Source organism: Pontibacillus salipaludis (assembly GCF_014642405.1).
Lineage (GTDB): Bacteria > Bacillota > Bacilli > Bacillales > BH030062 > Pontibacillus > Pontibacillus salipaludis.
In genome coordinates this window covers 93,066-118,260 of record NZ_BMIN01000014.1, presented here as the reverse complement: position 1 = coordinate 118,260, position 25,195 = coordinate 93,066, and the positions used below count along the sequence as shown (strand labels likewise).

Annotated in this window: 23 protein-coding genes and 1 rRNA gene; 9 read left to right on the top strand and 15 right to left on the bottom strand. The window is 41.5% G+C overall.

The features are described from left to right. Together IEW76_RS14925 and IEW76_RS14920 are read right to left on the bottom strand one after the other, a co-directional pair. Positions 1-202 (bottom strand): 16S ribosomal RNA (locus tag IEW76_RS14925); the annotation flags it as partial. Between the two features lie 421 nt (positions 203-623). After that, positions 624-1,499: a nucleotidyltransferase-like protein gene (locus IEW76_RS14920; RefSeq protein ID WP_188655183.1), complete on the bottom strand. Its 876-nt coding sequence runs from the start codon at positions 1,497-1,499 to the stop codon at positions 624-626. A gap of 128 nt (positions 1,500-1,627) precedes the next feature. Here IEW76_RS14920 and IEW76_RS14915 point away from each other — a divergent pair, with 128 nt between their 5' ends. Beyond that, entirely contained in the window at positions 1,628-2,002 is a 375-nt protein-coding gene (locus IEW76_RS14915; RefSeq protein WP_188655181.1) for a YgzB family protein, read from the top strand. A gap of 98 nt (positions 2,003-2,100) precedes the next feature. On the opposite strand, the gene perR is transcribed toward IEW76_RS14915, so the two are convergent. From perR to IEW76_RS14900, 3 genes are all read right to left on the bottom strand, one after another. Continuing rightward, complete coding sequence (perR, locus tag IEW76_RS14910) at positions 2,101-2,538, bottom strand: peroxide-responsive transcriptional repressor PerR (RefSeq protein ID WP_373286007.1); 438 nt, start codon at positions 2,536-2,538, stop codon at positions 2,101-2,103. Between the two features lie 125 nt (positions 2,539-2,663). Then, positions 2,664-3,221 carry a cob(I)yrinic acid a,c-diamide adenosyltransferase gene (locus tag IEW76_RS14905; protein WP_188655177.1) on the bottom strand — a complete coding sequence of 186 codons (558 nt, stop codon included), beginning with the start codon at positions 3,219-3,221 and terminating at the stop codon, positions 2,664-2,666. Positions 3,222-3,223: 2 nt separating this feature from the next. Then, positions 3,224-4,174 carry a D-2-hydroxyacid dehydrogenase gene (locus tag IEW76_RS14900; protein WP_188655175.1) on the bottom strand — a complete coding sequence of 317 codons (951 nt, stop codon included), beginning with the start codon at positions 4,172-4,174 and terminating at the stop codon, positions 3,224-3,226. Between the two features lie 619 nt (positions 4,175-4,793). Here IEW76_RS14900 and abc-f point away from each other — a divergent pair. Then, entirely contained in the window at positions 4,794-6,386 is a 1,593-nt protein-coding gene (abc-f, locus tag IEW76_RS14895) for a ribosomal protection-like ABC-F family protein (protein ID WP_188655173.1), read from the top strand. 92 nt (positions 6,387-6,478) lie between these two features. Here the strand turns inward: abc-f and bcp are convergent, their stop codons facing one another. Then, positions 6,479-6,949 (bottom strand): thioredoxin-dependent thiol peroxidase, encoded by a 471-nt coding sequence (gene bcp, locus IEW76_RS14890; RefSeq protein ID WP_188655171.1) that lies wholly within the window; start codon positions 6,947-6,949, stop codon positions 6,479-6,481. Positions 6,950-7,002: 53 nt separating this feature from the next. Beyond that, positions 7,003-7,422, bottom strand: a complete 420-nt coding sequence (locus IEW76_RS14885; protein WP_188655169.1) for a potassium channel family protein — start codon at positions 7,420-7,422, stop codon at positions 7,003-7,005. A gap of 209 nt (positions 7,423-7,631) precedes the next feature. Here IEW76_RS14885 and IEW76_RS14880 point away from each other — a divergent pair, with 209 nt between their 5' ends. From IEW76_RS14880 to IEW76_RS14870, 3 genes are all read left to right on the top strand, one after another. Beyond that, positions 7,632-8,927 (top strand): glutamate-1-semialdehyde 2,1-aminomutase, encoded by a 1,296-nt coding sequence (locus IEW76_RS14880; RefSeq protein WP_308422083.1) that lies wholly within the window; start codon positions 7,632-7,634, stop codon positions 8,925-8,927. Positions 8,928-9,336: 409 nt separating this feature from the next. Next, positions 9,337-13,824 carry a glutamate synthase-related protein gene (locus IEW76_RS14875; protein WP_188655201.1) on the top strand — a complete coding sequence of 1,496 codons (4,488 nt, stop codon included), beginning with the start codon at positions 9,337-9,339 and terminating at the stop codon, positions 13,822-13,824. A 192-nt stretch (positions 13,825-14,016) separates the two neighbouring features. Next, positions 14,017-15,090, top strand: coding sequence for an FUSC family protein (locus IEW76_RS14870; protein WP_188655165.1), 1,074 nt, complete (start codon positions 14,017-14,019; stop codon positions 15,088-15,090). Positions 15,091-15,473: 383 nt separating this feature from the next. Here IEW76_RS14870 and IEW76_RS14865 read toward each other — a convergent pair whose 3' ends face one another. From IEW76_RS14865 to IEW76_RS14855, 3 genes are all read right to left on the bottom strand, one after another. Continuing rightward, positions 15,474-17,252, bottom strand: a complete 1,779-nt coding sequence (locus IEW76_RS14865; RefSeq protein WP_188655163.1) for an ABC transporter ATP-binding protein — start codon at positions 17,250-17,252, stop codon at positions 15,474-15,476. A gap of 165 nt (positions 17,253-17,417) precedes the next feature. After that, positions 17,418-17,948, bottom strand: coding sequence for a nucleoside tri-diphosphate phosphatase (gene ntdP / locus IEW76_RS14860; RefSeq protein WP_036787395.1), 531 nt, complete (start codon positions 17,946-17,948; stop codon positions 17,418-17,420). 298 nt (positions 17,949-18,246) lie between these two features. Then, positions 18,247-18,444, bottom strand: coding sequence for a gamma-type small acid-soluble spore protein (locus IEW76_RS14855; protein WP_188655161.1), 198 nt, complete (start codon positions 18,442-18,444; stop codon positions 18,247-18,249). Between the two features lie 149 nt (positions 18,445-18,593). Between IEW76_RS14855 and yfhS the strand changes: the two genes are divergently transcribed. Beyond that, positions 18,594-18,818: a mother cell protein YfhS gene (gene yfhS / locus IEW76_RS14850; protein ID WP_188655159.1), complete on the top strand. Its 225-nt coding sequence runs from the start codon at positions 18,594-18,596 to the stop codon at positions 18,816-18,818. 119 nt (positions 18,819-18,937) lie between these two features. Here the strand turns inward: yfhS and mutY are convergent, their stop codons facing one another. Beyond that, the gene (mutY, locus tag IEW76_RS14845) at positions 18,938-19,990 is read right to left on the bottom strand and encodes an A/G-specific adenine glycosylase (RefSeq protein WP_188655199.1); all 1,053 of its coding nucleotides are present in this window, start codon (positions 19,988-19,990) and stop codon (positions 18,938-18,940) included. Positions 19,991-20,082: 92 nt separating this feature from the next. On the opposite strand from mutY, the gene IEW76_RS14840 reads away from it, so the two are divergent. After that, a complete protein-coding gene (locus IEW76_RS14840) occupies positions 20,083-21,063 on the top strand; it encodes a metal-dependent hydrolase (protein ID WP_188655157.1) in 981 nt (326 codons plus the stop codon). A gap of 78 nt (positions 21,064-21,141) precedes the next feature. Here IEW76_RS14840 and IEW76_RS14835 read toward each other — a convergent pair whose 3' ends face one another. Next, positions 21,142-21,408 (bottom strand): YfhJ family protein, encoded by a 267-nt coding sequence (locus IEW76_RS14835; protein WP_188655155.1) that lies wholly within the window; start codon positions 21,406-21,408, stop codon positions 21,142-21,144. Between the two features lie 139 nt (positions 21,409-21,547). On the opposite strand from IEW76_RS14835, the gene sspK reads away from it, so the two are divergent. Together sspK and IEW76_RS14825 are read left to right on the top strand one after the other, a co-directional pair. Continuing rightward, a complete protein-coding gene (gene sspK / locus IEW76_RS14830; RefSeq protein ID WP_036787409.1) occupies positions 21,548-21,706 on the top strand; it encodes a small acid-soluble spore protein K in 159 nt (52 codons plus the stop codon). A gap of 12 nt (positions 21,707-21,718) precedes the next feature. Further along, entirely contained in the window at positions 21,719-21,892 is a 174-nt protein-coding gene (locus tag IEW76_RS14825) for a YpzG family protein (protein WP_188655153.1), read from the top strand. 123 nt (positions 21,893-22,015) lie between these two features. On the opposite strand, the gene IEW76_RS14820 is transcribed toward IEW76_RS14825, so the two are convergent. From IEW76_RS14820 to ptsG, 3 genes are all read right to left on the bottom strand, one after another. Further along, entirely contained in the window at positions 22,016-22,615 is a 600-nt protein-coding gene (locus IEW76_RS14820; protein WP_188655151.1) for a TetR/AcrR family transcriptional regulator, read from the bottom strand. Between the two features lie 222 nt (positions 22,616-22,837). Continuing rightward, positions 22,838-23,104 carry a phosphocarrier protein HPr gene (locus IEW76_RS14815; protein WP_188655149.1) on the bottom strand — a complete coding sequence of 89 codons (267 nt, stop codon included), beginning with the start codon at positions 23,102-23,104 and terminating at the stop codon, positions 22,838-22,840. An 18-nt stretch (positions 23,105-23,122) separates the two neighbouring features. After that, on the bottom strand, positions 23,123-25,150 hold the full coding sequence (ptsG, locus tag IEW76_RS14810; protein ID WP_188655147.1) for a glucose-specific PTS transporter subunit IIBC: 2,028 nt from the start codon (positions 25,148-25,150) through the stop codon (positions 23,123-23,125). Positions 25,151-25,195 lie beyond the last annotated feature (45 nt).

Sequence of the window (25,195 nt, the reverse complement as noted above, 5' to 3'; positions counted from 1 at the left end):
TTCACTGGGTTATTCGGTATTAGCTCCGGTTTCCCGGAGTTATCCCGATCTCATGGGTAGGTTGCCCACGTGTTACTCACCCGTCCGCCGCTCGATCCACAACAATCACCCCGAAGGGATCATGTTGTTTCACGCGCTCGACTTGCATGTATTAGGCACGCCGCCAGCGTTCGTCCTGAGCCAAGATCAAACTCTCCATAAAAGTTGAGTTTGCCTAGCATCAAATAAATGATTACTGGCTTTAAAAAATAATTTAAAGACATTGACGTTACATGTTGTTTCGTTCAGTTTTCAAAGATCAAATGTTTCTTTAAAGTGTTTCTTTTGTTTGTCTGCTGTTTAACAGCGACTTAATCATCTTAACATTTCGTTGTTTTGTTTGTCAACAATGTTTTTTGATTTTTTTCGATGCCGTTTTGTTGGCTGCTCGAAATTGTTTGTGTCGTTTTCAGCGACAAGTAATACTATATCACCCTGAGAAAACATCGTCAATAACTTTTGTTAATTTCTTTTGATATTTCCTCGTGGGTTTGTTCGGCTCTCTTAAAGCCACTTAACAATAGTAAAAGAAAAGAGCCTCCTATGCAACCCTTTTTTCAAGAATTGTCGGAGGCTTCTTTATTCTAGTCGTTTCTCCTTAACCGATACGTTCTATGATATAGGTTCTTGCCTTTTGTTTCGATCTGTACAGCTTCTATTATTTCTTTATCAACAAGGTAGTCCAGTAGCGCTCCAAGATCAAGCGCGTATGGTTGAATATCTGGATGAACCATCAATTCACCATATGCCCACGGCTCTTCTTTACTTCCCATTACTTCTATTAAATGTTTTGCACAATTAATCGTTCTAGAATTGATAGCAAACTCAGTAGCTAAAAGCATAAGCTGAACTCGTTTATCAAGAGTTTCATTGCTTTTACTTAGTTCCTGATGGAGCTTGTATACTTCTGGTTCAATCCTTTTCACCTGGTTCCATACCGTTACTTCTGGATGGAATCCTTTTTCAATGACAGAGAGACGAGCTAAGTAATGTAATGAATGAATCATTTTACTAAAAGCATCCATATATTGTTCTGTTTCATATAGATCTTTACATTCTCCATATGTTCGAATGAGTTTTGCGAATTCAATCGCCTTTTTTAAATCACGCTTTTCCTGTGGGAAGTTACGTAGATTTTCTTTTAAAGAAGTTACATACTCGTTTCGATCGAATACAACCCGGCCCTCTATCACCCACTCTACAGCTCTGCGGAATGAACTAGTATCGACCCAATTGGTAAGTTGGTCTTCATCCACAATGTGCATGGCCGCATTTTTGTTCTCAAATTCATAATGTTTAACGTACCAAGGCTGAGTAGCCCCCCGTACAATAATTAATAAAATAACATCAAAGTTATCTGTCACAGGGCTAATGGGCTTTTTCTTTTCTATAATCAAAATTCCTAATGTGTTTTTCTGACTAGCACGTTCTTGGTAGATCGGACGTAACACATCTTCCATACTACTTTCCCCCAAATACTAAGATAGTGATTAATTTCGACACATTCATAGAAAATCCTTTTTTCGACGACGCTTTCTCTCCTAGAAATATGCTATACTACCAATTGAAAATGTTAGGAGGGAAAAGGTTGGGCGTTAAGTACTCGAACAAAATAAACAAGATACGCACGTTTGCGCTAAGTTTAGTATTTATCGGTTTTGGCATCATGTATGTTGGCCTTTTATTTAAAGAGACGATGTGGTTAATGAGTATCTTTATGATCCTAGGGCTTCTGTCAGTCACCCTGAGCACAGTCGTATACTTTTGGATCGGAATGTTATCCACCAAAACGATAAAAGTTGTTTGCCCTAATTGCGACAAACCAACAAAACTATTAGGACGCGTTGACGCATGCATGCACTGTAATGAGCCCTTAACTTTAGATAAAGATCTTGAAGGAAAAGAATTCGATGAACGGTACAATTCTAAAAGATATCAAAAAAATACTAAAAATCAAAAGTAAAATCACGGTTAATTGAAAAGACCTTGTAGAGCCTCAACTCTTCAAGGTCTTTTTACACATCCATAAAAAATGAGAGTTCTTTTAAAAGAACTCTCATTTTAGTGCTTTGACTTACACTCTTCACAAATTCCGTACACTTCCATTCGGTGGTTACTAACATCAAATCCTGTAACCTGCTCCGCTAGCGATTCTACCTCATCAAGAGATGGATAATGGAAATCAACGATCTTTCCACAATTATTGCAAATCGCATGGTAGTGCTCTGAAGTGTTACAATCAAATCGGCTTGATGAATCACCATAAGTCAATTCACGAACCAACCCAATTTCACGAAACACGCGAAGATTGTTGTATACCGTAGCTACACTCATATTTGGGAATTTGCTTTCTAATGCTTTATAGATGTCATCTGCGGTTGGATGAGACATGGAATCAATGAGAAACTCAAGCACCGCATGACGTTGGGGTGTAATACGGACGCCAGAATCTTTTAATGTGTCCAAAGCCTCACGAAGTCGATGATCAGACACCGTCATGCACCTCGCTTTCACATATTTTCATATAAACAATATTATTACATTAAAATCTTTATAAATAGTGTATACCGTTGTACCTCTTTTTGTCAATGTAACTCGCTTGATACCAAGCCTATTTACATATATTACACATCAGCTCTTAGCGGTATTTCTTTACCACCTGTCATCTTGTTAACAAATCGAGCTGCTACGAATAAAAAGTCGGATAATCGATTTAAATACGTCAGGACAAGCGGGTTATTTAATTCATCTTTCACAACAACAGCACTACGTTCCGCTCTTCTTACAATCGTGCGTGCCGTGTGTAATGTGGCCGAAGCTTCGTGCCCTGATGGCAGAATAAAGTTCTGAAGAGCTTCAAGTTCTTGATCCCAACTGTCAATTTGCTTTTCTAGTTCATCTATGTGCCCCTGAGTGAGTTGCCACTTCACTTCTTTCCCTTGAGGAGTCGCTAGCTCAGCACCTACATGGAATAAAATGGTTTGCACACGGTGCATCGTATCACAGAAGGCTTGTTTCTCTGGCCAGTCTTCTCTTCTTAAATAGCTTAATGACAACCCAATCATGGAGTTTGCCTCATCACAAGTACCATAAGCATCGACTCGTGCATCACTTTTTGACACCCGGTCTCCGTAAATAAGCGATGTATCACCTTTGTCACCAGATCGTGTATAAATCTTCATCATTAATACCCCTTTCTTGGATCAATTTGATTTACAGATACCTTCCCTCCAGCCAGGAAAGTATGTAGGTTCTCTTCAAAGATCGACATGGCCCTTGGTTGATAATGAGGAGACATTCCTGACGAATGAGGAGTTATGGTTACATTCCCCATCTCCCAAAATGGGTGAGCAGCTGGTAGAGGCTCTGTTTCAAACACATCTAATACCGCATGGTGAATTAATCTTTCTTCCATTACATGCAATAAAGTATCCCCGTCCACTACGTCACCTCGGCCCATATTTAGGAAAACTGCGTCACCTTTCATTATTTCAAAGTCTTTTCTCTTGAAAAAGTTCTTAGTGCCTTCTGTACTAGGAAGAACTGAAACCACGAAGTCCGCTTCAGGAAGGTGAGCCTCTAGTTCATCTTTTGTATAAACGTTATCAAAATGTTCCTTTGCCTTACCACTATTCGATATACCAATCGTGTACATTCTAAACGCCTGAGCAAGGCGAGCGACTTCCTGCCCTATCGCCCCTGTTCCTGCGATGAGCATGGTCTTCCCGGTAATCTCAACAGGCTTTACATTACGATCCCATTCATGCGCCTTTTCATTCTCTAGCAATAAACGAGTATTCCTTGCTACTTGAAGCAGCATTGCTATGGCATACTCCGCCATCGGAACTTTATGGATCCCCTTCGAGTTGGTAACGAGGATTCCCCTTTCCTCTATCTTCTTAAATGGCATCTTCTCTAACCCAGCCGACAAAACCATTACCCACTTCAGTTGGATGGCTTCCTCGATCAGTTCTTCCGTCAAATCTTCTCCATATGTAAGTAATACATCCGCTTCCGGCAAAAAAGAAGCAGCCTCCCCGATCGAATCTGTAAACTGAAACGTAACTGAAGGATAAGCCTCCTCTAAGCGCTCCCGTAAATCCCTTCTGATCTTACATGACGATAAAATAAACAAACAATTCCCTCCCTATCTAAAACTCCTACTGTCTATACTATAACCTATTCCCCAAAAATCATAGAAATCAATGCTCCATAACACTTTTACACACTAACGTAATACAACGTGCCAGACACCCTTTATTGCTGTACAGAAGTGCAGGGTGTCTGGCACGCTGCGTTTTGCTAGAGTGCTAAAGGAATAAAAGGAAGCGCGAATGGTATCCGCGCTTAACATGTTGATCTATATAAATAAGGGGAGGTTTGTTTCTTAATGTACTATACGCTGATCGTCATGAATTGGTATGGACCTTCACCCAGCGTGTTGAAAATAGGCTAGTATTCATTTTCCAATTTTAAGTTGACCATCCATAAGAAAGATGCGTATAATTTAAAGTAATATTATGGAAAGGGTGAACGTTAGCGCAATGAAGTACTAATCCTAGTTCGAGAGGCGAGTTCAATAGCACATTTTATTGGAAACGACTCGTTCCAGACAGGATAGGTATGTCTTTTTATAGACCACTTGCGCAAACACACACTTCTTCACCTATAGAACGGTAAGATTTATTTGGTGTGCGATGAGCTAAAGTACGTCTGCATACCTTCCTCTCTGGAGCGTCCAGGGAGGTTTTTTTATGAGATTATTACACGCTAATCATATTCATTATTCAATCGCAGACCGTACTTTACTTCACATCAACGAGCTCTCCATCAATAAAGGGGACCGTATTGGGTTAATTGGAAGGAACGGACAGGGGAAAACACTTCTACTTCATTATTTACTGGGAAAGACCGAAGCAACGACTAGAGTAAAATTGTATGGTAGGGTTGCTTCATTTGATCAGCTAGACCTTAATCGAGAAGATCTAAACTGGGATCAATTAAGCGGCGGAGAGAAAACACTACAGAAATTAGAGGAGTTGTTTTCTAAGGAGGCTGATCTTCTATTCTTGGATGAACCGACCAACAACTTGGATTGGAAACATATTGAACAGCTTGAGCGCACGCTTTTATCTTGCAAGAGCTCCTACGTAATTGTATCGCATGACCGAAAGCTGCTTAACCAGGTTTGTACATCCATTTGGGAACTTGATGAAGGAAAGCTTTCTCATTACAAAGGAAATTTCAGCACTTATGAAAAGGCTAAACAGATCGAAATAAATCAGCAGCAAGAGGCATATGAGAAGTATACAAAAGAAAGAAAGCGCCTTACAAAGCGAATACATCAAAAAGAACAACAGTCAAAAGGTATGAACAAGCCGCCTTCTCGAATGGGAAATTCTGAATGGCAACTCCACAAAGGAAAAGCCAAAGGGCAACAACAAAAAATCCAGCGCGTTACAAAAGTGATACAAGAACGGCTGGATCGATTAGAAAGTGTAGAAAAGCCATTTGAATGGTCTGACCTAAAAATGACAAATCATTCAATGGAGCCAATAAGCAACAAACATGTCCTATCTGCGCAAAATTTATCAGCCAGTACAGCTTCCACTCTCTTGTACCGAATAGACCGACTATCGTTAAAAACGGGTTCAAAAACAGCACTTATAGGCTCAAATGGTAGCGGGAAGACCACGTTGCTTAAACAATTAATGACAGATTCAGATTACGTGAGTATGCCCAAACAAGCGCGTGTTGGATATTTTGCTCAGGTGATTGAGGAACTCTCTCAAGACCAAACCATTCTTCAATATGTGAAACAAGATAGCTTGTTACCCGAGCACATCATCCGAACGATCCTTGGACGCCTTCGCTTTCACCGAGAAGATGTGAATAAACCTATCGAAGTTCTTAGCGGAGGTGAGCGGGCTAAAACAGCTATCGCAAAATTGTTGAGCGGTCAGTTTAATGTTCTCATCCTGGATGAACCGACCAACCACCTTGACCTTGAAGCTATTACAGCATTAGAGCAGTTAATGAACGATTTTTCTGGTACCGTGCTTTATGTAAGCCATGATCGCCGCTTCGTAGAACAAACAGCAACCAACTTGTGGTTACTACAGAATCATACCATCCACGCTTTTGATGGCACCTACAGTCAATGGGAAGAAAGAAACTCGAAAGCTTCTGCCCCAGAAGAAGAAAAGTACGATCTCATGAAACTAGAAACAAAGTTATCGGAACTGATCAGCCGACTCAGTACGCTAGACACCGGAGCAGATAAAGAGGAACTTGAACAAGAGTACCTGAATACCTTACGCAAAATACAACAAATCAAGCAAGATTAGTCCACATTCACACACTAATGCACGAAAGCGTGCCAGACACCCTTTACCACAGTAAAGTGATCAACATAAAAAACCTCCATAATGGAGGTTTTTTAGTTTAGGTTTTCTCTTATATACTGTAGGGCTTCTTCAACATGCCCCTTCACACGTACTTTACGCCATTCATTTACCAGGTTACCTTCCTTGTCGATAACAAAGGTTGAACGTTCGATCCCCATGTACTCTTTACCGAAATTCTTCTTCAACTTCCACACATCATATTCTTCAGCGACCGCATGCTCCTCGTCTGCTAATAATAAAAACGGGAGTTCATGTTTGTCGATAAACTTCTGATGACGATCAACAGGATCTGGGCTAACGCCAAGAATAACAGCATCTAAGTCTTTGAAGCTTTCATGATGATCGCGGAAGTCACAAGCTTCAGTTGTACATCCAGGCGTCATATCTTTCGGATAAAAATACAACACAACATTTTTCCCTTTATAATCAGAGAGCTTTACCTTTTCCCCATTGTTAGCTGGGAGTTCAAAATCCGGTGCTGGTTTACCAATTTCCATAGTCATTCCTATCCCTCCTGAACATAATCTCTTTTAAGGGTAACCAAATTCAGGAGAACTTACAACTTATCTGATGGCTCATCCTGCTGATGATGATGCATATATTGAACAACAAAAGCAGCGGGCACGATATAACCTATCATCGCCTCAATCAAAGCAATTGCCTTCCCTAACCCTATCGGAGTAATATCACCGTATCCTACCGTCATTAGCGTTACCCCGCTAAAATAAACAGAATGAGCAAAACGATCAAGCAACGAGTCCTGTTGTAGAAGTTCATCTTGCAATATAACTAACCCTTCAGAAGCCAGAATAAAGTAGATCAAACCAAACCCAATCATAACGATTCCATAAACCGTAATAAGCGTATAAAAGTGATAAAAGGAAAATAATTGACGAACTTCTTGATCACGGCGAAAAAACCCCGCCAAACTTCCACATACACACAACACCACCAGACTCAACAACACCCACACCATGTCCCATCACTCCCCCAAACCTCCACCTATCACTATCATATAAACAAGCCCTACCTAATATGAATTCCCTTCACCATGTTAAAGTGTGCAGACACCCTCTAGCTCTTCACAGCACGAAAGCGTGCCAGACACCCTTCTCTTCTGCACAGCAATAAAGGGGTGGTGTGTGTTAGAATGGGTTTTGAGTATTTTTTATGGAGGTTTTCTTGTTGAATATTAATAGATCGAAAGAGTTATATAGAGAAGCAGAGGACCATATCGTCGGAGGGGTGAATTCGCCTTCTCGCGCCTATAAAGGGGTTGGTGGCGGAACTCCTATCTTTATGGATAAAGCAGAAGGGGCTTACTTCTTTGACGTAGACGGAAACAAATACATCGATTATCTAGCTGCGTATGGACCAATTATAACAGGCCATGCTCACCCACATATTGCTGAAGCGATCTCAAAGGCAGCCTATAACGGTGTGTTATACGGCACACCAACAAAGCTTGAGAATAAGTTCGCGAAGATGATTAAAGAAGCCATTCCTTCTATTGAAAAAGTCCGCTTTGTGAACTCTGGTACAGAAGCCGTTATGACAACCATTCGTGTCGCACGCGCTTATACAAACAGAACTAAAATCATTAAGTTCGCTGGCTGTTACCACGGGCACTCTGACCTAGTTCTTGTTGCAGCAGGGTCCGGACCAGCAACACTTGGCACACCTGATTCAGCAGGAATCCCGACATCTATCGCACAAGAAGTGATTACAGTTCCATTTAATGATATCGCCACCTACAAAGACGCACTTGAAAAATACGGAGACGATATTGCAGGTGTGCTTGTAGAGCCAATCGTCGGGAACTTCGGTATCGTTGAACCAAAGCCTGGTTTTCTTCAAGAAGTAAACGATCTTGCTCATGAAGCTGGTGCCCTTGTCATTTACGACGAAGTCATCACAGCTTTCCGCTTCCACTACGGTAGTGCTCAAGATATTGTTGGTGTTGAACCTGACATGACAGCAATGGGTAAGATTATTGGCGGAGGTCTTCCAATAGGTGCTTATGGCGGACGTGTAGATATTATGGAACAAATTGCTCCACTCGGGCCAGCATACCAAGCTGGAACAATGGCTGGTAATCCTGCATCCATCTCAGCGGGAATTGCTTGTCTTGAAGTGCTACAACAAGAAGGCGTCTACGAAAAAATGGATCAGCTCGGTGCCATGTTGGAAGAAGGAATCTTACATCACGCAGAGACATATAAGCTACCTGTTAAGATCAATCGCTTAAAAGGAGCTCTAACCGTGTACTTCACAGATGTAGAAGTCGAAAACTATGACCAAGCAGAAGCGACGGACGGTGAAATGTTCGCGAAATTCTTCCACCTGATGTTGAAAGAGGGAATCAATTTAGCCCCTTCTAAGTTTGAAGCATGGTTCTTAACAACTGAACATACAGAAGCTGACATTAAAGAAACGCTACGTGCCGTTGAATCTTCATTCAAAGCATTAGCAAGCGAATAAATATACACCCTTTTATACATCTCCGCAATCAGATAATTTGCGGAGATTTTTTATCACTTCCTTGAAAACGCTTACTTAAAGGCGTCTCAACGAATAAAGCACTTCGTTCACACCAAACTTCCCCTTCCTCGCCATACAAATCACTGTATATTTAATTGCAAAGCCTACCCCCGTATGATACTATAATAAATAATTCAGAAAATTTGTACATCGGATTGTACACTTTTCATTTCTTACCCTTTTCAAAAAATCTTTCACTTCGCTCCGAAAGATTTTGTTCTGAACAGAACACTTTTCAAGGCTTTTGCAATCTATTGCGAAAGCCCTTCTTTTTCTCATTTAACGACTACAGGAAGTCCTTCACTTCCTAAGGTCGATACTATTTGTAAATCTTCAAGGAGGTGCGGTCATCTTGACCAAATCGAGACGCGTAAACTGGGATCCTAATGAATTTCGTGACTATCACAAACATGAACATGATGCATGTGGAATTGTTGCTTGTGTTCAGAAAGAAAACAAGCCAACAAAAGAAAACATTAACACTGTCATTAATGCACTTGTGACCATGAACCACCGTGCAGGTTTCACTAAGCAAGAAGGAGACGGCGTTGGTATTCATATGGATATACCAAAAGCCCTTTGGGAAGAAAAACTAACTTCTAAACAACAAGACAAAAACCTTGCCCACCACTCTCAATTTACTGTAGGACACCTTTTCATCAATAAACAAGCTCAAACCACCACTATAAAAACCAACATTCAAGACATCTTAAATCAACACGGCTTTCAACTAATCTACCAAGACGAACAATCAACTCGCACTGAAGCTTTAGGACCTCTTGCGCAAAAACAAGAGCCGATATTCTGGCAGATTGCCCTTTTACCAAACAATGAAAACATTAATTTAGATCGTGCTTTATTTGAAGTTTCCCTTGCGATTGAAGAGGATGAGAATGTACACGTCGCCTCTTTATCTTCTTATCACGTAGTCTATAAAGTAATGGGTGCCGGAGATCAGCTACCTCAGTATTTTGCTGATTTGGACCACCCTAAAATTACATCTGCTATGACACTAGGTCACAACCGCTACTCTACGAACACGCTTACAAGCTTTTTTCGTGTGCAACCATTTAGCATGCTAGGTCATAATGGTGAAATTAACACAATCGCTAAACTTCGAGATGAAGCTGAAATGATCAATGTCCCTTTAACTGGTAACGGAAGTGACTCCCAGGACCTTAACCGAACAATTGAAACGTTTGTTAAACGAGAAGGTTATGGACTGTTTGAAGCACTTGATTTAATGTTCCCACCTATTTTAAACGAATTAAAGCGTTACCCTACTCACATTCAAGATATGTATGCCTACATGCGTGAAGCTTGGGGCCATTTCGCGCAAGGACCAGCTGGAATTATTTCCAGGCATAAAAATGAAGCTGCCTTCAGTTTGGATTCTCTAGGGCTACGACCACTATGGCAGCTTGAAACAATGGATGCCCACCTTTTCTGTTCTGAACCCGGGATTCGGGCAAATAGCGAGTACGTTAGCGATCCTAAACCTCTCTCTCCAGGGGAAAAGGTTGGAGTAAAATATGACGAAGATGGTACATTGCAAGTATTCGACCACTTTGCTTATCAAGAAGAAGTATACCGACGTATGGGCGCACGCTTTGATTTCGAAGGCTTCCATTCTCGTATCCAACCCGGTAATACAGATACAGTTAAGCCTCACCCAACCGTAACAAATGTTCACAATGGCTGGTATGCAGCATATGGTTGGGACAGGGAACATATTCAACTTCTTGAGCAAATGGCTGAAAAAGGAGCAGAACCGATTCGCTCCCTTGGGCATGATGTTCCTCTCGCTTCTTTACACCAGGGTCGTAAAAACATAGCCGATTATTTTAAAGAAAGTGTCGCAGTTGTGACGAACCCGGCAATCGACCGGGACCGTGAAGCCGAACACTTCTCTACTAGAACCATTTTAGGGCGTCGTCCTAATGTAGTAACAAAAGACGAAGCTCCCTTTAACTTAGAACTTCTATCACCGATTCTCGTAGAAGGTGTACACGCTCAGACCATTTCTTCTCAAGAACAGCAACCATCTTATGAACAAATTCTACATCGCTTCAACCAAGAAGGACTTACTCAAACGCTTTCTATAACAGCTCGGGATGAAGAAACGATTGAAGAGGCCATCCGCCGCTTATCAAGCGAAGCAGAATCACTCGTAGATAAAGGTGCCGAACTTCTTGTTCTAAATGATGGGGATACCCACCAGGAAGACCACCTTTGGCTAGACCCTCACCTTGTCGTATCGGCAATCGACAAACGACTCGTTGAGAATCATAAACGGAGAAACACATCTATTATTCTGCGTTCAGCTTCGATTCGCTCCTTACATGACCTCATAACCGTATTTGGTTTAGGAGCAGACGCGGTCAATCCTTATCTACTTTTTGCGACTGTAGCTGAGGAAGAATTAACGCCATCTCTTAACTTGTATTATGCGTTGAATAAAGGCCTTGAAAAAGTAATCTCAACAATCGGTATTCACGAATTAAGAGGATATGCTCGCCTCTTCTCGAGTATCGGTTTACACAACGATTTCTCAAGATTGCTACGCATCGTAAACTTCTTTGGCGGTGACGGATTGTCCTACAACTGGAATGCACTGAAAGAAGATTCGATCGCCCGTCGTGAGGATTTCCAAAACGAAAAGGCTCGTCCGGGCAAGAGCTTCCATGCTTGGCCTCGTCTTTGGAAATCGATCGGAGATGTAGCGAAAGGAAACCCTATAGATGACCTTCGGGAGAAAATTGACGGACTTGAAGAAAAGAATCCGCTCAGCATTCGCCACCTCGTTCAACCAAAATCAAGCGAACATAAAGAAGAAACGTCTAAAGTAGATCTTGGAGTTGGCACACATGACTTGCCATTTATGATCTCTTCCATGTCTTTTGGTTCTCAAAACGAGACAGCTTTCCGCGCTTACGCTGAAGCTGCCGATCAACTTAATATGATTTCCTTCAACGGCGAAGGCGGAGAGATTAAAGATATGCTTGGAAAGTATCCAAACACACGCGGACAACAAATCGCTTCTGGTCGATTTGGGGTGAATGCAGAGTTATTGAATTCTTCTAATCTACTAGAAATCAAAATTGGTCAAGGCGCGAAACCTGGTGAAGGTGGTCACCTGCCAGGCTCTAAAGTAACCGCTAAAATTGCAGAAGCACGTAATGCAACAATCGGTTCTGATTTAATTTCGCCATCGAACAACCATGATATTTATTCTATTGAAGATTTAGCACAAATGATTTCTGAACTGAAAACCGCCAACGATCAGGCGAAAGTTACCGTAAAAGTCCCGATTGTTCCAAACATCGGAACGATTGCTGTCGGAGTTGCTAAAGCCGGTGCTGATTTCATTACGCTCAGCGGCTTTGATGGCGGTACAGGTGCAGCAAGAATTCATGCTCTTCAACACGTAGGGCTTCCTGTTGAGATTGGTGTAAAAGCTGCTCACAACGCTCTTCTTGAAGCCGGTCTTCGTCACTCTGTGGAGATTTGGGCAGATGGCGGGTTACGCAGTCCCCTTGATGTAATGAAAGTAATGCTTTTAGGAGCTAATCGCGTTGGATTTGGCACGTTATCTATGATTGCAGTAGGTTGTACCGCATGTCGTGGGTGTCACCTTGATACGTGTCACGTTGGGATTGCCACACAAATTGAAACAGAAGCTCAGGCAAAAGAACACGGACTTCGCCGCTTCGTTCCAAGGGAGTACCAACCTTCTGTTACAGGGCTTATGAATCTATTTACCACATTTGGTGAAGAACTTAAACGCCTAACAGCTGAGCTAGGCTTCTCCAAGACACAAGACCTGGTCGGCCGTTCTGATTTACTAGAACAGTACCGCGGTGAAGATTGGATGGATTTAACTCCTCTACTAGAAAAACTCGAAGTTGAAGAAATCCAAGCTTATCAGAAGAAATATGAACGAATGGAAGAACGTCTCCTTATGGCAGTAGGAGCAGAATATTTAGACGGGAACCAAGAACAGCTTCTTGATTCTAGGGAATTCTCAAATGTAACAAGTGAACAACGAAACCTTAGCAGTCGCGTTTCTTGTCACCGCGTCCGTGATCGTCTTGATGGATCCTATCGTGACCTTGATCCAATTCGACTTCACTATAAAGAAGGCTCTATAGTCGGTAATGGATTCGGGGCTTACCTCACTGACGGTATGGATACATCCGTTATCGGTGGTGGTCAGGACGGTGTCGGAAAAACGGCATTCGGTGGAACCCTTGCTATCTTAAAATCCCCTGGAGCTCACGGCGGGTATATTAACGGAGCAGTTGGAAAAGGATTTGGATACGGAGCTCAAAAAGGCCGACTCATTGTTCAAGGTACAGCAGACTCAAGAGCCGGCATTCGATTATCCGGAGCTGATATTATCATAGGGCAGCAACTACAGGCCCCTCTTCCTGCTGAACACGATGGCAACTTCGGATGTTACTCAAGCATTAAAGGGTTCGCCTTTGAATATATGACAAACGGACGTGGTCTTGTACTTGGTGACCCAGGACCTTGGATGTGTGCTGGAATGACTGGTGGAGCCGTTTATCTTCGTCATCAACCAGAAATGGGATTAACGAAAGAAGCCCTTCATAAGCGAATTGCTAAAGGAGCTAAAGTCGAAATTGAACCCCTAAACGAAGGCGGAAAAGAAGACGTAAATGAAATGCTTACAGGATACATTGAAGTCTTAAAACAACATGATCAGCACGCAGAAGCTGATTCTCTTGAACTTCTTCTTGAAAACCTTGAAGAGCACTTCCTTCAAGTCGTTCCTGAGAAAATTCAAGCAGATCCTTCCGTATCAACCGAATAATATACGATGCCCTGCCAAGTGCAGGGTATTTTTTTGCATTCCACCCTCCTCTATACTAGACTCATTGTGAATAGTATGTGACACTGTCCACATAGATTAGTAAAGATTTACAAAATTGAGCTATTCTTTTAACGAAAACAATTGTATAATCAATTTCGCTTATTGGATTTTCTTCTGAAAGAAGGTTATGAAATGAAGTTAGGTGCACGTATGCTGAAGACAGGATTAGCCGTAGCCATAGCGATGTATATAGCGGCTGCCCTCCCCTTTCAGACCAGCACAGTTTTCGCAGGTATGGCTGCCTTATTTTCAATACAGCCATCGATTTATCGGTCGTACCAATCCATTGTTGAACAGGTAGAAGCAAATATTATAGGTGCTATTGTTGCCTATATTATTTTGATCTCCCTTGGTAACGACCCATTTATTATGGGATTCACCATTGTCCTCGTTATCGGAGTTTGTGTGAAGTTTGGCATGAAGGAGAATACGATCCTCCTTGCCCTAGTTGCTGTAATTGCCATTATGGAATCAACCGAGATGGATCTACTTCCATTTACAATGCTACGCTTTTCATCACTTATGATCGGGATCTTTGCTTCCTTCATCGTAAACTTAGTCTTTTTACCGCCAAAATATGAAACAAAGCTCTTTAATCAAGTAGACCAGCATACAAGTGACATCCTGCAGTGGCTACGTATTACCACACGTCACTTATCCGATCGCCCAGCCCTTCGTGAAGAGATCGAAAGACTAGAAGGCGCAATGGTGTACTTAGATCATACGTATAGCTTGTTTAAAGAAGAACGAACCTATTTCAAAAAACGCCGTTTCGAGAAGGCCCGCAAACTCATTTTGTTTAAACACTTAATCTCGACTACACGTAAAGCTTTCGAGGTATTAAAAACATTTAGCAGTCTAGAAAACGAAATGGATAAGGTTCCCGCTGAGTTTCGAACGACACTTGTTAACGAAATTGATAAGGTCATTCATGTTCACGAGAAGCTCATTCTCTCTATTAAAGGCAGAATCCGTTTTCACGAATCAGACCCTATAGAAGAAGCAGGCGAACCCAATATTCCAAAGCTCGTTGAACATCTAATTGATATATACGAGGAGAAAGAAACAGAAGAAGAAAAATTAATGTTTCTCCCCCTAGCCACAAAATTAATGGATTACCATCAAAAAATGGCACACTTGAAAAAACTCCTCTCAAGTTACCAGCTTTATCATACGAGCGAGCATATTAAGACGATTAAAAAGTAGACCCTGTCCATGGATAGGGTCTACTTTTCATTTGACCATCGTTAAAATGACATTTCCGTCAGCTTTGATGAAGCGTAAAGTGGGCCTGGAAATCACTCGCTTTCCGTGATCCTATACAATATGGGAGGAAAGAGAATTAAGACAACCTGTAATAAGCGGTCCGTTCACCCATTAACGTCAGGGCTTGCTGTGGGACGACGAGACTCCCGCGGGGTGAGGAGCCTAGGTAAGACCCCGGACGGAGCGTCAGCGAAGAAGGAGGCTTACCAGCTCCCCGCAGGAAAACGAGTTGTCCCACAGCAAGCCCTAGGCCCCACTCGGTAACGGACCCCATTTCACAAAAAAGAAGAGGACCCGCGCGGTGCGGGGCCTCTCCTTCTTTTTTATGTTCCTAAATATTCAGTTTCAGGCTCGGCGTCATCCAGTTGCTGTACTTGATAAAGATCATAATACGCACCCTTTTTATTCATCAACTCTTCATGACTACCCACTTCTTTAATCTCACCATCGGCTAATAATACAATGCGATTAGCATGAGTAATTGTTGATAATCGGTGAGCAACGATAAAGGTCGTTCGATCTGCAGCAAGTTTCTCTAACGCCTCTTGAATTAAATGCTCGCTTTCAAGGTCTAGTGCGGATGTTGCTTCGTCTAAGATTAACAGAGGTGGATTTTTTAAGAAAACGCGCGCAATGGCTACACGCTGCTTCTGTCCTCCTGATAATTTGACGCCTCTTTCCCCTACAGTAGTGTCATACCCGTAAGGCAGACTCATAATGAAATCATGAGCATTGGCCGCTTTGGCTGCTGCAATCATTTCATCATCTGAAGCGTCAGGGTTCCCCATCTTAATGTTCATCGCAATCGATTCACTAAACAAGATGTTATCCTGCAGAACCATCCCAATCTTATCACGAAGCGTGCGAGCTTCTACATCTCGTATATCTTTTCCATCAATCTTAATACTTCCTGATTCTACATCATAAAAGCGTGGTAGAAGGCTGATGAGGGTCGATTTTCCTCCACCACTCATCCCAACAAGCGCAATCGTTTCCCCTTTTTTTACATTAAGAGAAAGATCCTTGAGCACAAGACTCTCATCTTCATCGTAACGGAAAGAAATACGATCAAACTCCACATCACCATGAACGTGGTCGAGCTTTTCTGCTCCTTCTTTATCCTTAATGTCATAGGTTTCATCCATAAATTCAAATACTCGGTCCATCGATGCTAACGATTGAGTTAGAACAGTAGAAGAGCTTACTAGCCTACGAAGCGGACTATAAACCCTCTCCATGTAACCAATAAACGCGACCATCGTACCAATTTGAATATTACCTTGGATGACAAAGTAACCCGCAAACCCAATCACGAGAAGGGGTGCGATATCGGTAATTGTCGACGTTACGCTGAACGTCTTCGCATTCCAGCTTGTGTGGCTAAGCGCTTTGTTTAGGAAGTTTCTATTCTGAACATTGAATTGCTCTTGTTCATAATCTTCAAGAGCGAAACTTCTCACAACCGGCATCCCCTGCACTCTTTCATGCAAGTGTCCCTGTACTTGAGCCAAAGCTTGAGAACGATCTCTCGTTAATCTTCGTAATTTAGAATAGAAGTATTTAATAGCGAATCCATAAAGCGGAAAGAGAGAGATCGAGACGAGTGTTAACCAGACATCCATATAAAGCATAATCCCAATGGCAATTACGATAGTAAACATATCTAGCCATATATTCATAAGACCCGTCATCACGAAGTTTTTTGTTTGTTCGACATCATGAATGACACGGGATATAACTTCCCCTGTCTTGGTTTTAGAATAAAAGCGTAGGCTAAGCCGTTGAATATGATCGAATAATTTCTCGCGAATATCAAATAAAATGCTGTTTCCAACCCACTGAGCAAGATATTGCCTGAAATACTCAACAGGCGGTCGAATCACAGCAAATACAATAAAGGCACCTCCCATAAGCCAGACTAGTTGATCGATTTGTTCTGCCTGGGTCATGTCAGGGTTGTTAAGGATTGAATCAATTACGTATTTAGATAACAGCGGAATCAATAGGGGAATACCAAATTTCAATATTCCGATTGACACCGTTAATACAATTTTCCATTTATATGGCTTCACAAAATTCATATAGCGCTTCACGCTACTCATGGTGTCACCTCTTTCTCTATGTTGTTGAAAAAACGTTCTCCCACACCAAGAACAAGATATCAACAAAGTAGTCATTCTGATCGTTCAAAAACCATTCAACGAACATAAAAGGGGACAATCCCAAATCTTGCTGGGATCCGTCCCCTTTTAGGACATTTCTTGTACTTACGATAAGTAGGTTAAATAACGTTCATACCATTGATCTATAAACTCCGGCGAGAATGGCCCTTTCCTTTGCCTCACCCAACGTAGCAAATGATTCACATTATTTTTTAAAATGTGGTCTAAAACACCCGGATAATTCATATCCTCGCGATGAATTTCGTATTCATCTTCATCTAACAAGATATGGGTATAATCGGGAAACACTTTAACGTCAAGGTCATAATCAATGTACTTTATGGCACCTTCATCATAAACGAAGGGGGAACTGATGTTGCAATAATAATAAACCCCATCGTTTCGAAGCATACCAATTATGTTAAACCAGTACTTCGAATGAAAATAACAAATAGCTGGTTCCCTTGTTACCCAGGTCCGACCATCACTTTCGGTTACCCTAGTTTTATCATTGGCACCGATCACCACATTATTCGTACCCTTCAAGATGGTGGTGCTATCCCACACTCGGTGCAACTGACCATTATGCTTGTAGCTATGAATTTGTATATGTTGACCCGGCTTTGGGACTGACATGAAATCTCCCTTTCTCCTCTATTCGCACGACCTTTATTTATAAAATTCTATATCTTTCCTTCATATTATTATAACGATAACAAGTGATGATTGGAAATAATAAAACTATATTAAAGAGTGAGAAAGGAATTTTTTATTTATCATATGTATAAAAAAAGTATCCCCTAAGCTACTCTCCCGTAGATTCTTGGCCAATTAGGCAAAGAAAACTAGGGGGGAGAGAACTTTTCAGGGATACTCTTCTTTTTAGGAAGTCGTTAGAATTCGGGGGTTACGACCGCCAAGTATGATGTTGCTGTTATTTTTTCTTTTGAGCAGACTTTTGGTTCTGCTGTTTCACGTGTTGTACGTCTGTTTTACCTTGACCTTGAGCAAATTCTGTACCATATTGCCCTTGTCCTTGTGCAGACTGTTGGTTTTGCTGTTTCACGTGATCAACACTTGTACCTGATGCTGTTTTGTTTGCTTGCTGCTGTTGGTTTTGTTTTTTAGCCAACTTAATCACCTCCGCAACAACTAGATTGCGCAGAAATCGTAAAAGCTATTCCAAGAATTTATATTCCATTAAAATCCATTTATCACAGCAGCCTATCGGTATAGGTGACGTTTCAAATGCCCATCCTATATATATGGGAGGGATCAACAATGTATATCGGTCGAGATATGACTGAACTCACAATGACGAAGAAAGACGATTGGCGTGAAGATGAGCTCGTTTATTTTCAACATGCTCTGAGTCAGATGGTTCCTTACCTCAACTCTGAAGGAACCACCATCCTCAGAGAAATTAATCAAGAAATCCAAAATCGAGGCGGCTTCCAAAGAAGAGAAGCCACGTGGACATCTGGAACAAAACCAATCGTTGATTAATACAAAATACAAAAGCGGAAGCGCCCGTTTAGCAACGTACAGACTGGACTGAACCCGAGTAGAGATCAAGTTAACCAAATAAAAAAACTGCCCCCTATTATCAAGGGGCAGTTCAAATTCTATAGATGTTTATGAACTTTTTGGTGGGAAACCGGAAACGGTAACTCCTCTAGTTCCTCTTTTGTAGAAAAACGAGCTTCTTTAGATTCTAGCTCTCCGCTTGCTGTAGCGGTAACCACTTCCATATCCCAAATAACGTGGGAGAAGGTGTGTTTGATTTGATCAACGGTGTTCATTAGATCAATTTCCAAACCATAATGGTCTTTTACCCAATCAACGACTTTTTCTCGGTCTACTTGCTGCATCGGCACCATAGGAAACTGCCATAGATTAGCGAGCAGTCCGTTATCAGGACGTTTTTCAACTACATATCGTCCTTCTTGATCTTTTAGAACCAGTGTCATATAAGGAAGACGTTTCTGCTTCTTTTTAGAAGACTTAATAGGTAACTCTGTTTCTTTCCCTTCATGGAAAGCTCGACAGTGAGACCGAACCGGACACAGAAGACAGGACGGACTCTTAGGTGTGCACACAAGAGCTCCTAGCTCCATTAAACCTTGGTTGAAAGAAGATGGATCTTCTTTAGATATTAGCTCTCGTATAAGCGATTCAAAGATCTTCCTCGTCGCTGGTTTAGCAATATCTTCTTCAATCATGAGGATGCGCGACAATACGCGCATGACATTTCCATCTACAGCCGGAGACGGGAGGTCATAGGCGATACTTAAAATCGCACCACGTGTGTAAGGTCCAACCCCTTTTAAGGAACCAAGTTCTTTTTCATTATTTGGCACTTTGCCTTCGTAGGATTCGACTACCTCACGGACGGCTGTTTGCAAATTTCGTGCACGGGAATAGTAACCTAAGCCCTCCCATGCTTTTAATACTTCTTGCTCTTCAGCATAAGCAAGGGCTTCTGGAGTCGGAAACTTCTCTAAAAAGTTTTGAAAGTATGGAATTACCGTATCAACCCTTGTTTGTTGAAGCATAATTTCAGATACCCACACCCGATAAGGATCCTGATTCTCACGCCAGGGAAGTATTCGTTGTTCAGCTCGGAACCATTCGATTAAATCATGGCGAAAAGCTTCTATATCAAAGCCTTCAAGCATATTGTAAGTTGGTTCATTTTTCACAATTGTTCACCCTTTTGTTACAATAAAATTATCTAAAAAATCGAAGAGAGTCTACAAGGAGGCTTAAGATGGACACTGGTACCCATGTTGTTATGGGAGTTGCTTTAGGAGGACTAGCTACTCTAGATCCTGCTGTACAAAGCGATCCAGCTTTATTCAACGCAGTTTTCATTGGCGTAATGGCTGGTTCTCAAGCTCCTGACCTCGATACCGTTAACAAACTTCGCAATAACGCAGTCTATATTCGTCACCATCGGGGAATTACCCATTCAATGCCAGCTGTTGCTTTATGGGGGATTTCAATCGCAGGATTGATCTACGCATTCTTCCCTCAGGTGGATTTCCTTCATTTATGGTTATGGACTTTCTTCGCCGTAATTCTGCATGTATTTGTCGATGTATTTAATGCATACGGCACTCAAGCATACAGACCATTCTCAAATAGATGGGTTGCCTACGGGATTATTAACACTTTTGATCCGTACATTTTCGGTCTTCATATTGTTGGCATCATCGCCTGGGCGCTTGGTGCTAATCCTGGAATAACCTTTCTTATCGTCTGGTTTGTACTCGTCCTTTATTATCTTAAACGATATTTCACTAAACGTGAAATGGTAAATAAAATCAAGAACCATTATGATCATGTTGAGCAAATCGTGACTTCTCCTACCATTCGATATAATAAGTGGCGACTAGCTATTACAACGATGGATAAGTTTTATGTTGGTCGTGCTGATAACGGAGAAATTGAGATACTAGATGAGTTCAAGCGTAAACCACTTCCGGATTTACCAGTCATGCAAAAGGCCATTGAAGACGAAAACATGGATGCCTTCCTTTCCTTCTCCCCTGTATACCGGTGGGAGATTGACGAATACGATGATTATACAGAGGTACGGTTGATCGACTTGCGTTATCGGTCGAATGAACGCTATCCGTTCGTGGCTGTCGTGACATTGGATGACGATTTAAATATTTTATCTTCTTATACCGGGTGGATTTTCTCAGAAGAAAAGCTACAGAAGAAGTTAGACATCTTACCGACATGAAAGGATGAAAAAGACACGGAATAGCTATTCCGTGTCTTTTTTACGTCTACGAAAACAATGTATGTTCTCTATCCTTCATTAATGCAGCTGTTGATCATCATTAAATAAGTGCTTGTATCGGGGATTCTGACTCATAAAGTCATGAAGACGAGAACCATAGCTGTTAATCCATTGCATAACAATCTGCTCTGTCATCTGCTTCCCTTCATAATCACGTCCGGCTTTAGCTCTTGTGGCTTCGAAATCTTCCCACAAGTACTCTACCCAAATCCGCGCTTGGTACATGCTTAGCTTATCATTTTCTTCGCAAAGACGATTCGCTAATCGATCAAAAATATCTTCCATGGTATTCACCTCTTTTGTTTCCAACAATCTGTCCTTCATTGTATCACATAGCTTAGGATTAGATGCACATACTATGCTTACACCACTTCAAAGAACTTGTTCTTTGAAAGGTGTAAGAGATGACTCAGGAGGGATTAGAATGGTAAGAAATAAAACCGTGGGATTTCCTGAGAAAAAGCCAAATGGTGAAGCACGTGCTAAATCCGAATATGGAGCTAAACGTGCAAACGGCACCATTAACACGCGCCCACAAGAACGAGCGCGCAAATCTTCCCAACGCGATCACACAAATTTCTAGGAGGGACCTGTCGTGGCCAATAAATCAGAGAAACGTGAAGATAAACGTTTTTTCAAGAATTTATACAGTGACCCTTTCCAATCTCCGCGAGCTAGTGCGAAACATGCTTTCGATCAAGTAAACGGAGAGACCCAACAATCTCAATCCGAAATCATCACCCAAGTCCAGATGCGAAAACGCAACTAAATCTGGTCAAGCACCTAACCCTCTAACACTTTAAAAGAGTAAAGGGTGCCAGACACCCTGCTGCACTTTACAGTAATAAAGGGTGGATGTTAATCAAGACGAGCCTTTATCGGCTCGTCTTTCTTATGTAAGGATAAACTGTAATTTCTTTTTGAGCCCATTGTTTAGCTGCTCCCTAGAATGATTTGGCTGATAAATATAGACCAGGAATTCAAACGCTAAAACACTATAAATAACTTCCCCCGCTTGAACAGAATCAAAATTGTCTTCAAAGCACCCTTTATCTTTTAACTCATCTAAGAACTCAATTAAATCATCAACGAACATGAAATCCATCTGTACAAACTTATTCATCAGGGCTGGTTTCTTCTTCATAAGGCTCAAACTCCAGGACATCATTTCTTTAAACATCTTCTTACCAAACACCATATAACGATCTAAACGCCTCATAATATAATCATAAACAATGTCTGCTACGGCCTTATTTAAATCGATTCGCTCGAGTTCCTTTGCATCCTCTTCCTCTAGAGAAAAACCTTCCATCATAAGCTCTATTACGAAGTCACCTTTTGAATTGAACATCTTTACAAACTGTTTTTCAGAAAGATTGGCTTCTTCTGCAATCTCCTTCATCGTCACTTCCTCATAACCACGCTCGATAAACAGTTTAGTTGCACGGTTATACAATTCCTCTTTCATCCCATCATCCTGAAAGCCTTTCATACTCCCACTCCCATTCATTCCAATCTAACTCCATTGTAGATAAACCCCACCCCCAACACAAGCAGATACAAAAGTAGCTTCATCCAACTAAAGCGTGCCAGACACCCTGCTTTCCTCTACAGCACTAAAGGGTGTCTGGCACGCTGTCATACTCTACCTTGGTAAAGGGTGAATGCATAAGAAAAACCAGCATCGTTAGGATGCTGGTTTTTCGTTAGGTTATTATTCACCTAGTTCTTGGTTTTTAACAACGTCGATGATTGCTTTAAGTGCAGCATCTTCGTCGCTACCTTCAGCTTTGAATGTTACTTCTGCGCCTGAAGGGATTCCTAGAGACATGATTCCCATGATTGATTTAAGGTTTACGCTTTTACCGTTGTAATCAAGGTTAACGTCTGCTTCGTATTTACCTGCTTCTTGAACAAGTACTGTTGCTGGGCGTGCGTGCACACCGTCTTTTGCTGTAATTTTCACTGTTTGTTCTGCCATGAAAAATCTCTCCTTTTATTAAATTGAAATAATATCCTCTTGTCCTTGTGAGACAGTGCCCTCTGCATTGATCTTCACAGTTTGTCCTTCTCCAAGATTTGTAAACACAATCGGAGTGACAATGGATGGTACTTTCTCTTGAACAGAAGCAATATCAACTTTCAATAAAGTCTGACCTTGCTTGATCTCATCACCTTCTGAAACAAATGCTTCGAATCCTTCACCTTTAAGGGTAACCGTATCGATTCCGAAGTGGATCAGTACTTCTGTTCCATCTTCAGCTTGTAAACCAAGAGCATGTTTCGTTGGGAAGACATTTAGTACTTTACCGTTGATCGGTGAAACGATCTCACCATCAGATGGAAGAATTGCAAAGCCGTCCCCCATCATTTTACCTGAAAATACTTCATCTGGCACGTCTGAAATCGGCATAATTTCACCTTTTAGCGGACTAACAAAGCTAAATTCCCCTGCTGGAGTATCACAAGATTCATCTGTAGCAGGTTCCTCAGGCTTCGCTTCCGCTTTACGAGGCACTTTTCCATCAATAATATCTTGAATTTGTCCTCTTATTGAATCAGAAGCAGGGCCATAAATAGCTTGAATATTATTACCAACTTCCATTACACCTGATGCGCCATTTTTTTTCAAGCGATCTTTATCAACTTTCCCTTTATCTTCAACAGATACTCGTAAGCGAGTGATACAAGCATCTAAATATGTGATATTTTCTTCTCCACCTAAAGCTTCTAGAATGTTGTAAGGTTTTTCACTTACTTCAATTTCATCTCCGTCATCTTCAGATTCATCTTCACGTCCTGGTGTAGCCAGGTTGAATTTCAGAATAGCCCAACGGAAACCGAAGTAGTAAATAACCGCAAACACTGCCCCTACCGGTAGTACAAGCCACCAGTCGGTTTTATTTTGAAGAACTCCAAATAGTAAGAAGTCAATTAAACCACCAGAGAACGTCATCCCGATCTTAACTTGCAAGATTTCCATTACCATAAATGACAAACCAGCGAAGACCGCGTGTACGGCAAATAATAATGGTGCCACAAATAGGAATGAGAATTCAAGTGGCTCTGTAATACCTGTTAAGAAAGAAGTTAAAGCTGCAGAGGCCATAATTCCTCCAACAACTGCTTTACGTTCAGGCTTTGCTGTATGATAAATAGCTAATGCTGCTGCAGGAAGACCGAACATCATGAACGGGAACTTACCTGTCATAAACGTACCAGCCGTTAATTCTACGTTATCTTTTAACTGTGCAAAGAAGATCTGTTGGTCACCACGAACAATTTCCCCTGCCTGAGTTGTATACGTTCCAAACTCAAACCAGAATGGTGAATAGAAAATGTGGTGTAGTCCAAATGGAATTAGTGAACGCTCAATAAGTCCAAACACAAATGCTGAAATAACTCGGTTTTGGTTCAACATTAAGTGTGAAAAAGCATTAAGTCCGTCTTGGATAGGTGGCCAAATGAAGACCATTGCAATACCTACAAATAAAGATGTAAATGCCGTTACAATTGGCACGAAACGCTTTCCTGCGAAGAACCCTAAATATTGAGGAAGTTCAATATTAAAGAATCTCTTATATAAGAGGGCCGCTATGACACCGATTATAATACCACCGAATACCCCTGTCTGTAAGGTCGGTATTCCTAAAACCTGACCATATGCGGCACTATTCTCCGCCATTTTAGGTGTTACTTGTTCAATCGTACCCATCGTGACATTCATGATTAGGTAACCAATAATTGCAGCAAGTCCTGCTGCACCTTCTCCTCCTGCTAAACCAATCGCGACACCAACTGCAAAGAGTAAGGCTAAGTTTGCAAAGACAATATCCCCTGCACTCGCCATTACTTCAGCAAACATCTGGAACCAATCAGCCCTAAGAGCAGGAAGACGCTCTAATAATGTTTCATTTTGAAAGGCTGTCCCAACCCCAAGCAGCAAACCGGCAGCAGGCAATAACGCAACCGGAAGCATTAAGGCTTTACCAACTTTCTGCAATGTACCAAAAGCTTGTTTAAACATTCTCGTTTCCTCCCTCATCTTGTTTATCAAAAGCTGTAAGCCCAT

Excerpts from the sequence above, each read along its gene's own strand:
- IEW76_RS14905 (WP_188655177.1), bottom strand. The coding sequence starts at position 3,221 with ATGAAGATTTATACACGATCTGGTGACAAAGGTGATACATCGCTTATT.
- abc-f (WP_188655173.1), top strand. The coding sequence starts at position 4,794 with ATGAGATTATTACACGCTAATCATATTCATTATTCAATCGCAGACCGT.
- ntdP (WP_036787395.1), bottom strand. The coding sequence starts at position 17,948 with ATGTCAGTCCCAAAGCCGGGTCAACATATACAAATTCATAGCTACAAG.
- mutY (WP_188655199.1), bottom strand. The coding sequence starts at position 19,990 with ATGCTTGAAGGCTTTGATATAGAAGCTTTTCGCCATGATTTAATCGAA.
- perR (WP_373286007.1), bottom strand. The coding sequence starts at position 2,538 with ATGACGGTGTCTGATCATCGACTTCGTGAGGCTTTGGACACATTAAAA.
- IEW76_RS14815 (WP_188655149.1), bottom strand. The coding sequence starts at position 23,104 with ATGGCAGAACAAACAGTGAAAATTACAGCAAAAGACGGTGTGCACGCA.
- sspK (WP_036787409.1), top strand. The coding sequence starts at position 21,548 with ATGGTAAGAAATAAAACCGTGGGATTTCCTGAGAAAAAGCCAAATGGT.
- bcp (WP_188655171.1), bottom strand. The coding sequence starts at position 6,949 with ATGACTATGGAAATTGGTAAACCAGCACCGGATTTTGAACTCCCAGCT.
- yfhS (WP_188655159.1), top strand. The coding sequence starts at position 18,594 with ATGTATATCGGTCGAGATATGACTGAACTCACAATGACGAAGAAAGAC.
- IEW76_RS14835 (WP_188655155.1), bottom strand. The coding sequence starts at position 21,408 with ATGGAAGATATTTTTGATCGATTAGCGAATCGTCTTTGCGAAGAAAAT.
- IEW76_RS14920 (WP_188655183.1), bottom strand. The coding sequence starts at position 1,499 with ATGGAAGATGTGTTACGTCCGATCTACCAAGAACGTGCTAGTCAGAAA.
- IEW76_RS14840 (WP_188655157.1), top strand. The coding sequence starts at position 20,083 with ATGGACACTGGTACCCATGTTGTTATGGGAGTTGCTTTAGGAGGACTA.
- IEW76_RS14865 (WP_188655163.1), bottom strand. The coding sequence starts at position 17,252 with ATGAGTAGCGTGAAGCGCTATATGAATTTTGTGAAGCCATATAAATGG.
- IEW76_RS14885 (WP_188655169.1), bottom strand. The coding sequence starts at position 7,422 with ATGGTGTGGGTGTTGTTGAGTCTGGTGGTGTTGTGTGTATGTGGAAGT.
- ptsG (WP_188655147.1), bottom strand. The coding sequence starts at position 25,150 with ATGTTTAAACAAGCTTTTGGTACATTGCAGAAAGTTGGTAAAGCCTTA.
- IEW76_RS14820 (WP_188655151.1), bottom strand. The coding sequence starts at position 22,615 with ATGAAAGGCTTTCAGGATGATGGGATGAAAGAGGAATTGTATAACCGT.
- IEW76_RS14870 (WP_188655165.1), top strand. The coding sequence starts at position 14,017 with ATGAAGTTAGGTGCACGTATGCTGAAGACAGGATTAGCCGTAGCCATA.